The sequence below is a fragment of the Brevundimonas sp. Marseille-Q4549 genome, assembly GCF_976940555.1.
Genome location: NZ_CDRHXG010000001.1, coordinates 1,356,446 through 1,369,633 on the forward strand (window position 1 = coordinate 1,356,446; position 13,188 = coordinate 1,369,633).

General features: G+C 64.2%; 13 protein-coding genes and 2 pseudogenes. 6 read left to right on the forward strand and 9 right to left on the reverse strand.

The window, feature by feature from the left end; all coding sequences use genetic code 11:
- Nucleotides 1–141 precede the first annotated feature (141 nt).
- The 6 genes from ACWPV3_RS06760 to ACWPV3_RS06785 all read right to left on the reverse strand — a co-directional run bounded on the left by ACWPV3_RS06760 (nucleotide 142) and on the right by ACWPV3_RS06785 (nucleotide 5,570).
- Entirely contained in the window at nucleotides 142–492 is a 351-nt protein-coding gene (locus ACWPV3_RS06760; protein ID WP_453977329.1) for a Gp49 family protein, read from the reverse strand.
- A 57-nt stretch (nucleotides 493–549) separates the two neighbouring features.
- A complete protein-coding gene (locus tag ACWPV3_RS06765; RefSeq protein ID WP_453977330.1) occupies nucleotides 550–2,361 on the reverse strand; it encodes a portal protein in 1,812 nt (603 codons plus the stop codon).
- Nucleotides 2,346–3,704, reverse strand: coding sequence for a PBSX family phage terminase large subunit (locus ACWPV3_RS06770; RefSeq protein WP_453977331.1), 1,359 nt, complete (start codon nucleotides 3,702–3,704; stop codon nucleotides 2,346–2,348). Before ACWPV3_RS06770 ends, ACWPV3_RS06765 begins: the two co-directional genes overlap by 16 nt.
- Nucleotides 3,694–4,089, reverse strand: coding sequence for a terminase small subunit (locus tag ACWPV3_RS06775; RefSeq protein ID WP_453977332.1), 396 nt, complete (start codon nucleotides 4,087–4,089; stop codon nucleotides 3,694–3,696). The genes ACWPV3_RS06770 and ACWPV3_RS06775 overlap by 11 nt, the downstream gene beginning before the upstream one ends.
- Nucleotides 4,090–4,713: 624 nt before the next feature.
- The gene (locus ACWPV3_RS06780; protein WP_453977333.1) at nucleotides 4,714–5,301 is read right to left on the reverse strand and encodes a hypothetical protein; all 588 of its coding nucleotides are present in this window, start codon (nucleotides 5,299–5,301) and stop codon (nucleotides 4,714–4,716) included.
- Nucleotides 5,298–5,570, reverse strand: a complete 273-nt coding sequence (locus ACWPV3_RS06785; RefSeq protein WP_453977334.1) for a hypothetical protein — start codon at nucleotides 5,568–5,570, stop codon at nucleotides 5,298–5,300. Before ACWPV3_RS06785 ends, ACWPV3_RS06780 begins: the two co-directional genes overlap by 4 nt.
- Before the next feature lie 74 nt (nucleotides 5,571–5,644).
- Here ACWPV3_RS06785 and ACWPV3_RS06790 point away from each other — a divergent pair, with 74 nt between their 5' ends.
- The 3 genes and pseudogenes from ACWPV3_RS06790 to ACWPV3_RS06800 all read left to right on the forward strand — a co-directional run.
- Entirely contained in the window at nucleotides 5,645–6,352 is a 708-nt protein-coding gene (locus ACWPV3_RS06790) for an IS6 family transposase (protein WP_453977335.1), read from the forward strand.
- 65 nt (nucleotides 6,353–6,417) lie between these two features.
- A pseudogene (locus ACWPV3_RS06795) lies at nucleotides 6,418–6,651 on the forward strand (integrase core domain-containing protein); the annotation flags it as partial.
- Nucleotides 6,652–6,760: 109 nt separating this feature from the next.
- Nucleotides 6,761–6,919 (forward strand): annotated as a pseudogene (locus tag ACWPV3_RS06800) (transposase); the annotation flags it as partial.
- A 26-nt stretch (nucleotides 6,920–6,945) separates the two neighbouring features.
- Here the strand turns inward: ACWPV3_RS06800 and ACWPV3_RS06805 are convergent.
- Both ACWPV3_RS06805 and kduD read right to left on the reverse strand, forming a co-directional pair.
- On the reverse strand, nucleotides 6,946–8,010 hold the full coding sequence (locus tag ACWPV3_RS06805) for a sugar kinase (RefSeq protein WP_453977336.1): 1,065 nt from the start codon (nucleotides 8,008–8,010) through the stop codon (nucleotides 6,946–6,948).
- A 59-nt stretch (nucleotides 8,011–8,069) separates the two neighbouring features.
- Nucleotides 8,070–8,828, reverse strand: coding sequence for a 2-dehydro-3-deoxy-D-gluconate 5-dehydrogenase KduD (gene kduD / locus ACWPV3_RS06810; RefSeq protein ID WP_453977338.1), 759 nt, complete (start codon nucleotides 8,826–8,828; stop codon nucleotides 8,070–8,072).
- Nucleotides 8,829–8,979: 151 nt separating this feature from the next.
- Here kduD and ACWPV3_RS06815 point away from each other — a divergent pair, with 151 nt between their 5' ends.
- Nucleotides 8,980–9,642 (forward strand): RpiB/LacA/LacB family sugar-phosphate isomerase, encoded by a 663-nt coding sequence (locus ACWPV3_RS06815; RefSeq protein ID WP_312736531.1) that lies wholly within the window; start codon nucleotides 8,980–8,982, stop codon nucleotides 9,640–9,642.
- Between the two features lie 58 nt (nucleotides 9,643–9,700).
- Here the strand turns inward: ACWPV3_RS06815 and ACWPV3_RS06820 are convergent, their stop codons facing one another.
- Entirely contained in the window at nucleotides 9,701–10,750 is a 1,050-nt protein-coding gene (locus tag ACWPV3_RS06820) for a LacI family DNA-binding transcriptional regulator (protein ID WP_453977339.1), read from the reverse strand.
- Nucleotides 10,751–10,916: 166 nt separating this feature from the next.
- Between ACWPV3_RS06820 and ACWPV3_RS06825 the strand changes: the two genes are divergently transcribed.
- On the forward strand, nucleotides 10,917–11,744 hold the full coding sequence (locus ACWPV3_RS06825; protein ID WP_453977340.1) for a 2-keto-4-pentenoate hydratase: 828 nt from the start codon (nucleotides 10,917–10,919) through the stop codon (nucleotides 11,742–11,744).
- Between the two features lie 86 nt (nucleotides 11,745–11,830).
- Nucleotides 11,831–13,117, forward strand: a complete 1,287-nt coding sequence (locus ACWPV3_RS06830; protein WP_453977342.1) for an MFS transporter — start codon at nucleotides 11,831–11,833, stop codon at nucleotides 13,115–13,117.
- Nucleotides 13,118–13,188: the final 71 nt, after the last annotated feature.

A 13,188-nucleotide genomic window follows, 5' to 3' on the forward strand; every position in this document is an offset into this window, starting at 1 on the left:
GGTTGATCCTTGCCGGTGTCGTCGGCTTACGTTGCGCCCGCTACGGCGGCGGCCCGTTGCTCATGTCGAAGAGCGGTCGTGTCTCCCGTCAAACCCGGAGGCGGTCAGAGGCGGCAGGTGGTGAAGCCTGCCGCCAATCGTTTAAGCCGAAAGGCGTTCGCGCAGGGCGTACCCTTCAAGGGGCCACAACTGTCTGATGGCGTCTTCGTATGCGAAGCGCTGGCCCTTCTCGGCGTCGAAGTTCTCAGGCGACGCCGTGGCAGACTTGCCGATGACGGTGAAGCCGTTGCGCATAACCAGAATGCAGATGGTCAGCAAACGGAGGGGGTCTCCGTCAAAACTGACGCTGCCCTCAGTAGCGCACACCCCTTGATCGGCGGTGAAGTAGTGGGTCCGAGCAATCTTGCCCTCCATGTCGGAGAGCGAGACACGCGGATGGGTGGCCTTCGAAGCGCTGTACGCCTCGGTGGCTTGCAAGCTTTCGCTGTGCATGGTGGTTGTCCTTGCCGACGTGCGCGCCGACTACGATCCCGTCAGGTTCGACGGAATTCAGTAACCCGGCTGGTTGATCCAGGCGGATTGCATTTCGGTGGCCTGCGCCTCTGCGAAGGTCTTCAGCGCATTGGCGGCGGCTTGTTCGGTCTTGGCCTGCGTCTCGCCGATCTCGGCCTGCTTGCTGGCCATTTCCAGCTCCATGGCGGCGGCGACCTGCGGCGGCGGCTCGGAGCCTTGCTTTTTGCGGGCCTCTAGCTGCTCGATCAGCTCACGCTTCTTCGGCAGGCCCGACGCCTTCAGCACGACATCGAACGGCACTTCCTGCGGGCCGTAGATGGAGGCCAGCTTGGCAAGTTCGGTGAACTGCTCCTGCTGGATGTTCGCGGTGTCGGGCGTGGAATCCACAATGATGTCGACGCCCATCTCGGCGACGGCGTTTTCCATCCCAAGGAACTGCGGCGCCATGACGATCTGACGGGTGACGGGGTCGTATTTCGGCAGGCCGGTCAGCTCGTCGATCACCGGGGCCGGCTCTCCGTACACCGGCTTGTTGATCTGGATGAACTTCACCGCGTTTTCGTCGTCGGTGACGCGGATGAACTTCGGCTCGGTCCAGAACTGCCGCACCCGCGACCAGACCTGGCGGAACACACGCAGCTCCCAATCTTCCAGGCCGCCATACAGATGGGCCAGCTCTGTCAAACCGGCTTGCTGGCGGACTAGACCCGCGCGGCCCGACTGGTTCTCGCCCTGACGCCCCAGGATCGCCGGGTTAGGTCCGATGCGCTCGATCTCGGACTTGGCCTCGGCAAGGAGGTTCATGTCCATGCTGAACTTGTCGGAGGTCGGAACGATGTTCCAGCCCGAGGGGATCACGCCGTCAGCGCGGCTGGCCTCGCGGCGGGCTTCCTCCGGGTCGGCACCGGCCGATGACGGGTCCGTTTCCTGCAGCTGCCGGAATGTCGCCAGATGGGCGCCCTTGCGGCGGTAGGTGTTGATCTCGTCCTGCGGCCCGACCATGTCCGCGACGACGCCGTAGCGGTTGTTGTCGTCGTCCACATAGGCCGACATGGCCTCGATCGGGTTCATCGGCTGGCCGTCGTCGTCGAGATAGGGGCTCGGCCCTTCCTCCAACGTGGCGTCGCCGACGAATACGCATTTCATCCATGTGCCGCCGCGCTTGGCGTACATCTCGACGACCAAAAGGCGCTTGCGGCGCGGATCGGCCCACATGGTGGTCTGATCGTCGGGCCGGTCAGCCCATTGCGAGTCCCCGGTGTCGCCCCTGGCCACGACAGACAGGATGATGTTTCGCTGCTCGGGATAGAGAGCAACCACATCGTCCTGATACTGCCACTCTGCGAAGCCCATATAGCTGGCGTCGGAGAAGTCCGGCTCGCGGCTATAGGGGTCGTAGAAGAAGGACTCGTAGCGCCCGCGCCGGATGCGGACCTCCAGGCGCTCATCAACCTCGATGATGGCGGCGGCGACGCCCTCCACCAGCGTGTTGCGGAAGGCCTTGAGCTTGTTCTGATGCCAGCGGTTCTGGTCGGTGACGTAGCGCAGGGTGTCGGTCGCGACCTCGGACGAACCTTCGTCCTGCGGGGTCCGAGGATAGGCGCGCGGATCGGTCTTGCCCCGCTCGACGACGCCGACCATGCCCTCGACGCCGGGTCGGACCCGGTTGATGACGAAGTCGGGCTGTTTGCGAGCGCGAAGGCGGCGACCTAGCTCCGGATCAATCTTGCCGTCGTAGTAGCGGCGGTGCTTCTTCGCCTCCGACCGGGCCGTGCGCGTCATGTCGCGGGCCTCGGTGAACAGACGCTTCCACGTGTCCAGGCTTGTGTCGATCAGGCCGCCATCCATTCGCTGCCTCCCGGCTGTTCGTTTCGGCGGTAGTCGCTCGGCGTCTTGGGCCGGTTCGGCACGGTCGGCTTCTTGGCGCGGCGCACCGCCTCGCAGGCGTAGCGGCAGGCGTCGATCACGTGGTTGTCCTTGTCCTCCAGCAGAGGCAGGACTTCGCCGGTCTTCTCATCGACCTTGAAGCTGTAGGCGCCGAACTCCAGCGCCGTCTCCACGCAGCGTGGGTGAACGACAATGTCGTAGGTCTTCAGAAACTCGATGCCGTCCTCAACAGAGCCGGGCCCCTTGATGGCCGGCGCGATCCTGAAGCCCTTGCGCTTCATGTAGCTGACCGTTTCCGGCCTGGAACTGTCCGCCGTGATCAGCCACTTCTTGGCCCCCGGGATGCCGGGATGATTGTGGCTGTTCGCCCAGCGCGGCGGGTCTTCCTTGTCCGTCCCGGCGAATAGGGAAGGCGTTTCATCAATCTCGCAGCCGACCTTGTAGGCCTCGTGGTCGATAAACAGGACGCGGCCCGTCGGGTCTGACACCGCCTTGCCGTCCTGCCAGCGGCCGATGAACATTCGCACCAAGACCGTGGGATCGACCGAGAAGCCCCAGTCCGCACCGAACCGCAGCACCGCGTCCAGCGGCGTGTCGAACTCTTCGACCTTCCAGTTTTTGAAGACTCGGCGCTCGCTGTTCTTCTGGTATTTGCCGCGCCAGACGTGGTCGTATTTGTCCGGGTCGCGGCGCCGGTCGTACTCCATGATGGTCTGAAGCGGCGTGTCCTTGAACCACGGATTGTCGTCGTAGTTGACCTCCCGTACGATCGAGCCGGGCGGCAGGATGTCGTTGCGGAATATGCTGTCGACGGGGTCGGTCTCGTCCTCGGGGTTCCACGTCAGCCAAATCTCCGACCCCGGCTCGCGGATGGTCGGATCCAGAAGCTCGAAGCTCTTCTTCGAGATGGCGTTGGCTTCGTCGCCCCAAGCGATGTTGACGCCCTTGGTCGACTTGATGCTGCTGACCGACGATTTCCGCAGGCCGGTGAAAATGAACTCCGAGCCGTTGCGGCCCCGGATTTCGGTTTCGAGAACGTCGTAAAAGCCCTCAAGCCCGCAATCGATGATCGCTTGGTCGATCTCGGCTTTCACCGACTCCCGAACGCTCTTCTGGACCTCACGGAAACAGAGCACCTTTAGCTTCTTTGCGGCGGCCTTGATGACCAGCGCGCGGGCGAAGCTCATGGACTTGGCGGAACCCCGGCCGCCGTGAGCGCAGCGATACCGAACCGGCAGGCCGTCGTCCGCCTTCTCCTGCCACAGGAACCGGAAGGCCCCTGGGATCTGGATGTCAGGCGTCACGGAAGGTGACAGACACGCCCAGCGGCGCGCCCTCGGCGCCAGTCAGTTCGGCTTGGCTCTTGTCCACCACCAGACCATTCAGCTTGGCGGCGTCCATCAGGCTCGCGCGGGCCACGGCGAGTAGGGGCGCATCCTTCGATGCCTCGCCCTTGGATGCGATCGCCAGAAGCCGTTCTGTGATGCTGGCGACGGTGATCTCGGTGCGGACAGCGGCCTTGCCCTGCAACTCTGCCACGCGCTTTGAGATGTTGACGTTTGTTGACAGACGAGACGCTGCGGTCCTGTCGCCTTTGTAGCCGGCCTCGGTGTAGGCGTCGGTCTGGCTCAAGCCCTTGGCGATGCCCTGGGCGAACCGTTCGTGTTTGGCATTGGAGAGGACCGGCATATCCGCCCTCCTGTGATCTGGTTCCGGGAATGACCGGCCATTGCCTGTTGCTATGCCAAGGCCGAAGCCTCTCCGCGCCGCCGGGTGTGCACGCTATGGACGCCTGGCCCCCGCCATCGTCAGCGCTGGTCGGTCGAGATGAACGTCCCTTGTCCCGGTGCTGGACAACGTCGGAGTCGGCGCGGGTGTCTTGATGTCAGCGTGCGTTGAGGCGATGGGCGGGCAGGGGGCATCTGGTCGTCATGACCTACACGCCCAAGCGCAAACCCGTCTTCGCCCCCAAGCCCCGGAAGTTTCCGAAACGTCAGGGGCCGTCGCCATTTCAAAGGCCGCAGAAAAAAGCCCCGCGCTCAGTTAAGAGCCGGGGCCGATCTCGGGTCGCGCGAAGCGACTATCAGAAAAGTGCACTGCTTCGGTTAATCGGTCAATGGGGGTTTATCTCAGCGGGTTCCGGAACATCGCGTCCGTCTAGGTAGTAGCGAACTCCTCCGTGCAGCAGATAAGAACTCCCTTGCTCGTCGCGCTTAACGAGGCCGATCACTTCCCCCGTGGTGTGCATCAAGCGCCATGGTGGACACCCCATGCGGGAGAGCGTCCTCATTACGTCTCCAACTGTCGCCTTCATCACGAACTCAGGGCTCGGGTTGAATATGCCGCCATCCTCCGACGTTCCTTCCGATCCCGCAACAGCCGGTCGCTGATCGTGCGGATGTGGGCCAGGTGCGCGCAGGCCGCCCGCACGGCGCCGCCCTGGGCCTGGGGGTTCGTCTCGCCGGTGCAGCGCTGGACGACATCACGCCACCGGGTCAGCAAGGCCTCATCCGGCTTGAGCAGTTCGAACAGCATCCGGGCGTCGCGCGGCGCCATGTGCTCCGTGACGGCGGACAGCATGTCGTCGGCGTCGATCATCGATTGGCTGACGTTCTGGCCCGGAGCTCCGATGGATGACGACCGGATGAAGTCGGGGCGACGCTCCTGACCGTTCTCGCCCGAGGCCGTGCGGATCAGCTCTTCCAGCCATTGGACGGCGGCGGCCTCGGCCGGGCTATTCTTCAGCAGCAGGTTGAAACAGTCCGGGCGCCAGATGCCGACGATCTTCTCGTCGCGCGGATCGACGTTGACCTCCAGGCCACGGGCCTTCAACTCCCGCTTTTCGGCGCGGCGAGCGGTAATGTCGGCAGGAACGGCCGGGGATTTCTTCTTTCGGCTCATGCGGCTTGGTCCTGATGGGGGATTCGCTGGTTCCGTTTTCTCTCCTCCCTGACCTCGCTCCAGGGCTGAGGCCGAACCAGAGTGACGCCCAACCTGTTCAACACCTCCATGGCGTAGGGATTTGAGGTCAGACGCTCCCAGGCGACGCGGGTGAAGGGCGTAATCCGACGCCCGTGCTGTTCGGCCTTGACGAGGTAACTGAACGCGAAATCTGGCGACACGGCCTCGGAAACGGCCTTGTAGATTTCGCCATCGACGGGGCTGTTCATGGGGTTGATCCGTTCAGGAGGTCTTGTCAGCCCAAACGGGTTGCTCCCCTGATCGTGTCGGATAGCGTGGCCGCATGGCCAAGTCCGACAACCCGTTTCGATGGTTCGACAGCTCGCCTGAGGTGATCCGAACGGTCGTGATGATGTACGTCCGCTTCCCGCTTTCGCTCCGTCAGGTCGAAGACCTTTTGGCCGAGCGCGGCATCGATATTTGCCATGAGACGGTCCGGCTTTGGTGGAACCGATTTGGTCCCATGTTCGCCGGCGAGATCCGTAGGAAACGGGTTCAGGCAATGCGCCAATTCACCCATTGGCGGTGGCATCTCGACGAGGTGTTCGTCCGCATCAACGGGGAACGCCACTACCTCTGGCGCGCCGTCGACCATGAAGGCGAGATCCTAGAATCCTTCGTCACCAAGACGCGCGACAAGGCTGCGGCGCTGAAATTCCTCAAGAAAGCCATGCGCCGGCACGGGCCTACCAAAGCGGTCATCACCGATGGATTGCGATCCTACAGGGCTGCTTTGAAGGATATCGGCGGGGCCGGAAAACACGAAACGGGCCGCTGGCTCAACAACCGCGTCGAGAACTCACATCTGCCGTTCCGACGAAGAGAGCGGGCCATGCAGCGCTTCCGCCAGATGAAGACACTGCAGAAATTCAGCGCCGTCCACGCCGCCTTCTACAACCACTTCAACCAGGATCGCCATCTCATCAGCAGAGACCACTTCAAAGCCCGACGCTCTGCCGCCTTGGCCGAGTGGCAGGCGCTCGCCGCCTGAAGAGCGACGAGCGAGGGAGGGGTGCGTTCAGTGGAGACAAGTTCGCATTGGACTGACAGCACCCCCTCGACTTCTCGCGGCCCGGCAAACCGACAGACAACGCCTTCATCGAGGCGTTCAACGGACGCTTCCGGGCCGAATGCCTGAACGCCCACTGGTTCCTCACGCTTGCGGATGCGGCCGAAAAGTTGGAGGTTTGGCGCAGAGACTACAACGAGGTTCGGCCCCATGGGGCCATAGGCAACAAGCCGCCGATCACGTTGATGAATCCCGGTGACGCAGCCAGCCCGTCACCCTGACTCGGGCCGGAAAACTCCAGCTCCGAGTGCTCCAGAGAATGGGAGCGGATCAGATCAACCCAGGACTCTCGTTATGGCTGGATGAGAAACGGGGGTCACGTCAGACCCCATCCGTTACGACAAGCGCCGCTACAAGCGGCGAAACCGGATCGAAATCATGTTCGGCAGGCTGAAGGACTGGCGGCGCGTCGCCACGCGCTATGATCGCTGCCCGACCGTCTTCCTCTCCGCCATAGCCCTCGCCGCGACCGTCCTGTTCTGGCTATGAGTCCTGAGCCTAGACTGACAGCACCCTTATCGCCTGATATCGAACCCGCCGTCGCCCATTGCGGCGTGGACGTCGTCGGCGGAGGCGAGGTTGAAGTCGCCGGGTATGGCGTGTTTGAGGCCGGCGGCGGCGAGGCCGAAGTCCAGCGCCTGCTGGTCGGTCCATCCGCTCCACAGGCCGAACAGAACCCCAGACGCAAAGGCGTCTCCGCCGCCGACGCGGTCGACGACGCCGGTCAACTGGATGGGCGGGGCCAGGGTCTCGACGATCCGATCGCCGTCGCGGGTCATGAGGATGGCGGACAGGGCCTGGTCGGCGACGCTGTCCTGGACCCTGTGGGTGCAGGCGATGCGCTCCAGGCGAGGGAAGGCGGCGAAGGCGGCCCTGGCGGCCTGACGACGGCGCTCGGCCGGGTCGGGATTGTCGAAGGCGGTCTTCAGCACCAGGGCGAAGTCGCGGTCGTCGGCGAAGGCGACGGTCGCGCCCGCCAGCATCCGGCCCAGGGTCGCGGGCGGATCGCCGTCCCACTGCTCCCACAGCTTGCCCCGGAAGTTGCCGTCATAGCTGACCTTGACGCCCTTGCTGACGGCGGCCTCGATCAGGGCGACGGCGGCGGCGGAGCCGTTGGGGCCGGTGGCCGGGGTGACGCCCGAGGCGTGCAGCCATTCCACCCCGTCCAGCAGGGCGTCCCAGTCGAAGACGGCATGAACGTTCTCGACGAAGGCCGAGCCGGCGCGGTCGTAGAGAACCTCGGACGGACGACGCACCGCGCCGGGCGTCAGGAAATACAGTCCCATCCGTCCGGGCGTGAAGACGACGGGACCGGTGTCCACGCCGTGCTTTTGCACCGCGTCGCGCGCGGCGCGACCGAGCGCATTGTCCGGCAGGACCGTCGCCAGGCGGACGGGCGCGCCGATGTTGGCCAGGGAGACGGCGACGTTCGCCTCGGCTCCCGCCGGACGCACGGTCAGGGCGGGGGACTGCATCAACAGTTCGTTCTGGTTCGGCGAGAACCGCAGCAGCATCTCGCCGAAGCAGAGGATGACGCCGCCATCCCTTACGGGCCCAATGCTCGCGACGCGGTCGCTCACGGCTTGAGGCCCCGCACCCCCTGAGGCTTTGCTGGTCATGTCCGAACGCTAGCCCTGGATCAACGCGCCTGCCAGCCGCCGTCGACCGGCAGGATGGCGCCCTGGACATAGTCCGAGGCGCTGGACGCCAGGAAGACGGCCGCGCCGCCCAGGTCCGAGGGCCGGCCCCACCGACCGGCGGGGATGCGGCCCAGGATCTCGGCCGACCGCACCGGGTCCTCGCGCAGGGCCTGGGTGTTGGCCGTGGCGAAATAGCCGGGCGCGATGGCGTTGGCGGTGATGCCGTGCGGGGCCCACTCATTGGCCATCAGCTTGGTCAGGCCCGCCACCCCCGACTTGGAGGCGGTGTAGGAGGGCACGCGGATGCCGCCCTGGAAGGACAGCATGGAGGCGATGTTGATGATCTTGCCGCCGTCGCCCTGTGCGATGAAGCGACGGGCGACCGCCTGACTGAGGAAGAAGACGGTCTTCAGGTTGATGTTCATCACCAGGTCCCAGTCGGCCTCGGAGAAATCCACGGCGTCGGCGCGGCGGATCAGACCGGCGTTGTTGACCAGGATGTCCACCCGGCCCATCGCCTCCAGCGCCTCGGCCAGCACGCGCTGGATCGGCTCGATGGAGGTCAGGTCAGCGCTGATCGCATGGGCGCGCCGGCCCATGGCCCGGACCTGGGCGACCGTGTCGTCCGAATCCGACAGGGCGACCGAGACTATGTCTGCTCCCGCCTCTGCCAGGGCCAGGGCGATCCCCTGACCCAGGCCCACATTGCCCCCCGTCACCAGCGCAACCTTGCCGGTCAGATCAAACGGATTGCTCATGGTGTGTGTCCTCCAAAGCCTGTCAGGGGCGCCGACTCAGTCCGGCTTGTTTCGTGTGGTAACCGGTGTCATATACCGATGCAAACAGTTAGATGGTAACCCGCGAAAGCCGCCGGAGCCGCCGTCGTCATCGCCATGAGGATTCCTCCCAATGAAAATCGCTCTGATCATAGAGAACAGCCAAGCCGCCAAAAGCCAGATCGTTCATGACGCGCTGGTCGCGGTCGCCGAACCGTTGGGACACCAAGTGTTCCACTATGGAATGTATGCGCCCGAGGACAAGGCGTCGCTGACCTATGTCATGAACGGCGTTCTGGCTGGCATACTGCTCAATTCCGGGGCCGCAGACTTTGTCGTCACCGGTTGCGGCACGGGCATGGGTTCCATGCTGGCCGCCAACAGCATGCCAGGCGTGTTCTGCGGCCTGGTCGTCGACCCGACCGACGCCTTCCTGTTCGGTCAGATCAACGACGGCAACGCCATTTCGATGGCCTACGCCAAGGGCTTCGGCTGGGCGGCCGAACTGAACCTGCAGGACGTCTATCGCAAGCTGTTCGATGGCGAACGCGGCCTGGGCTATCCCAAGGAACGGGCCGAGATCATGCGCAAAAACCGCGGCGTGCTCAGCGACCTGAAGGCGGCGACCTGCAAGGACATGCTGTCGGCGCTGAAGGCGATGGATCAGGATCTGCTGAAGGCCGCCATCGGCGGCGAGCGCTTCGCCGAATACTTCTTCGCCAACGCTGCCGACGAAGGCATCCGCGACTATCTGAAGGGCGTTCTCAGCGCGGCGCCGGCGCGCGAGACGGCTTGAGGTCAGGCGGTCGGCGTCGTTGATCGACGCCGACCGCATCCTTGGCTTTCGGCCCCGGTCAGACCGCGACGATAGCGGATTTGCGCACCACCAGCGCCGGATGGACCTCGTCCTGTTCCAGGGTCGCGGGGTCGAGGCCGCGCATGGGCGCCAGCAGTTTCTCGGCCGCCATGCGGCCCATGTCGCGAATCGGTAGGCGAACCGACGTCAGGTTCGGCCAAACCCTGGCCGCCATAGGCAGGTCGTCGAATCCGACGACCGACAGGTCGCGCGGCAACTCCAGGCCGCGCTCTCGCGCCGCCTGCATGACGCCGATCGCCATGTCGTCGTTCAAGGTGAAGATGGCGGTGGGCGGCGTGTCCAACGACAGCAGGGCATGGCCGGCGTCCACGCCCGATTCGAACGTATAGGCGCCCTTGAAGTCGTAAGCCGGGTTCAACGGAATGCCACGTTCGGCCAAGGCGTCCCGAAACCCCTTGCCCCGAACCGCCGAGGACCGAAACAGGTCGGGGCCGCGCACCAGACCGATGCGCCTGTGCCCCAGGGCGGCCAGATGGTTGGCCGCTTCGGCGGCGCCGATCCAGTCGTTGGTGACGAGCATGGCCTCGGGTTTGTCCAAGGCGACCGAGGCGATTCGGACATAGGGGCAGTCCAGTTCGCGAAGCAGGTCGATGACCCGTTCGTCCTCCGACACCGACGGCGGCATGATGACACCGTAAAGCCGCTGACGCTCGACGAAGCCGCGAATGTCCTCCAGCAGGGTAGGGACGTCGCGGTTGCAGGGATGAACGACAAGTTCCAGCCCCGAACCCTTCAGCGCATCCAGAACCCCCTGCTGCATGTTCACGACATAGGTCGGGCTGGGATTGTCGTAGATCAGCCCGACCAGGAAAGACCGGCGAAAGGCCAGGGCGCGCGCCTGGGGATCGGGCGTGAAACCGAGGGCTTTGATGACCGCATCGACCCGCTCGCGCGTGTCCTCCTTGACGAACGGCGACTGATTGATGACCCGTGAGACGGTCTTCTTGGAGACATTCGCCTCTCGGGCGACATCGTTGATGGTGGCCCGCTTGCCCGGTCTGTCGGATCGCGGATCGTCTTGAGCCAAGGTCGGCTGCTCCCCTATCTGTCGCCTAGCCATAGCCGCTCGTGACGCGCGACGCCATCGTGCGCCGCAAACCGCATTGACACCGGTTTCCTTCGTCGCTCTTATCGGCGCTTCTTCACGAGGCGGTTTCCTTGATTTGCATTTTTCCCATCATGAGGCGCAGGCGATGAAGGCCACGCTCGTCACATCATCGGATCCTTCTGCCGAACCGACGGAGATCGCCGGGCGGTTTGTCGCCGCGCGTCTGGCCAAGCGTTTCCTGTCTGCGTATCCAGGTCTGGTGCCTGCGACGATGGCGGAATCCTACGCCATTCAGGACATCGCCATCGACCTGTTTCCTGATCGTCTGGTGGGGTGGAAGGTGGGAGGGGTCGCGCCGTCGCTTCAGTCGACCTTGGGCGTGCACCGTCTGGCCGGCGCAGTTTTCGCGGCCAACGTCTGGCCCTACGATGGACGTAGGCCTGCGGTTCTCCCGGCGATCGACGGCGGATTCGCCGCCGTGGAAGCAGAGTTCATCGCCCGAATCGGCGCAGACGCCGATCCCGCCAAGACCGACTGGACGTTGGGCGAGGCCCTGGACGTCGTGGACAAGGTCTTCGTCGGCGTCGAACTGGCCGGCAGCCCCTTGGCCAGTATCAACGATCTGGGACCGACCGTGGTGGCCTCGGACTTCGGCAACAACGGCGGCGTCGTCGTGGGGCCGGAGGTGGAGAACTGGCGCGAGCGGATGGAAGACATGGAGGTCGAAACCGTCATCAACGGGGCCAGTGTCGGCATCGGCGGTTCGCGGTCGCTGGAAGGCGGGGCGATGGAATCGGTGCGTTTCCTGCTGGAGCACTGCGCTCGACGGGGCCGGCCGCTGAAGGCGGGAATGCTGATCACCACAGGCGCCGTCACCGGCGTCCATCGCGTCCAGGCCGGCGACGAGACGGTGTGCGTCTTTCGCGGCGTGGCTGAGATTCACTGTTCGGTCGTCAGGGCCGGCGGCAACTAGACCATTATCGGACGCCAACCCGTCCGTCGCTTCGGCGATCAGAGACGGGACGTGTCGAGGAAACATCAGGAACAGGTTGTAAGACCATGTCAGACGCCTCCGTCGCGCCGCCGATCAAGATCAAGGCGCCGTCACCCGGAAAATATCGCTGGATCATCATGTGGTTGCTGTTTGCAGCCATGGTGATCAACTATGTCGATCGCCAAATGATCGGCTTCTTGAAGCCGACCCTGTCGGCCGAGTTCGGCTGGTCCGAAACCGACTATGCCGACATCGTCTTCTGGTTCCAGGCCTCCTATGCGGTGGCCTATCTGCTGTGGGGGCGGATCATGGACCGGATCGGCGCTCGCTGGGGCCTGGGGATCGCCTTCGGCATCTGGCAGATCGGCCACATGATGCACGGCGCCGCCCGCGACCTGTCGCACTTAATGATGGCGCGCATGGTGTTGGGCGTGGGCGAGGCCGGCGGGTTTCCCGGCAGCATCAAGGCCGTCGCTGAATGGTTCCCCAAGAAGGAACGCGCCCTGGCCACCGGCCTCTTCAACGCCGGGACCAATATCGGGGCCATCGTCACGCCGTTGATCGTGCCTGGCCTGGTGCTGACATTCGGCTGGCAGATGGCCTTCGTCATAACCGGGATACTGGGACTGATCTGGCTTCCGATCTGGCTTCTGATGTACCGTCGCCCGCGCGAGGTTAAGGGGCTGGCGGCGACCGAACTGGCCTATATCGAACAAGACCCCGCCGACGCCGTCGAGAAGGTCAAGTGGACCAAGCTGCTGACGGTCAAGGAAACCTGGGCCTATGCGTTGGGCAAGTTTCTGATCGACCCGATCTGGTGGATGTTCCTGTTCTGGCTGCCGGACTTTCTGGGCAAGACCTATGGTCTGGACCTCAAGACCTTCGGGCCCCCTATCGTCGCCATCTATTTGCTCAGCGATGTGGGATCGGTCGGGGGCGGCTGGCTGTCGTCGCGGCTCATGCACAAAGGCATGAGCGTCAATAACGCACGCAAGATCACTATGCTGATCTGCGCCCTATGCGCCGTTCCCGTGGCCTTCGCCGCCTCAGCGTCGAACCTGTGGGTCGCAGTCGGCATCATCGGTCTGGCCACGGCCGCCCACCAAGGTTTCTCGGCCAATCTTTACGCCTTCCCGGCCGATGTCTTCCCACGCGCGGCCGTGGGGTCAGTCGTGGGGATCGGTGGAATGCTGGGCGGCATCGGCGGAATGGTCATGGCCAAATATGCCGGTTTCGTCCTGGAGAAGATCGGAACCTATACGCCCATCTTCATCGTGGCCGCCTCGGCCTATCTGGTCGCGCTCCTGGCGGTGCATCTGCTGTCGCCCAAATATGCGCCGGCCAAGGTGTGAGCGTGCTGCATCCCTGAAACCTAAAAGGCCGGGCCTGCGCCCGGCCTTTTCTTATGAGATGGCCCGCCTGG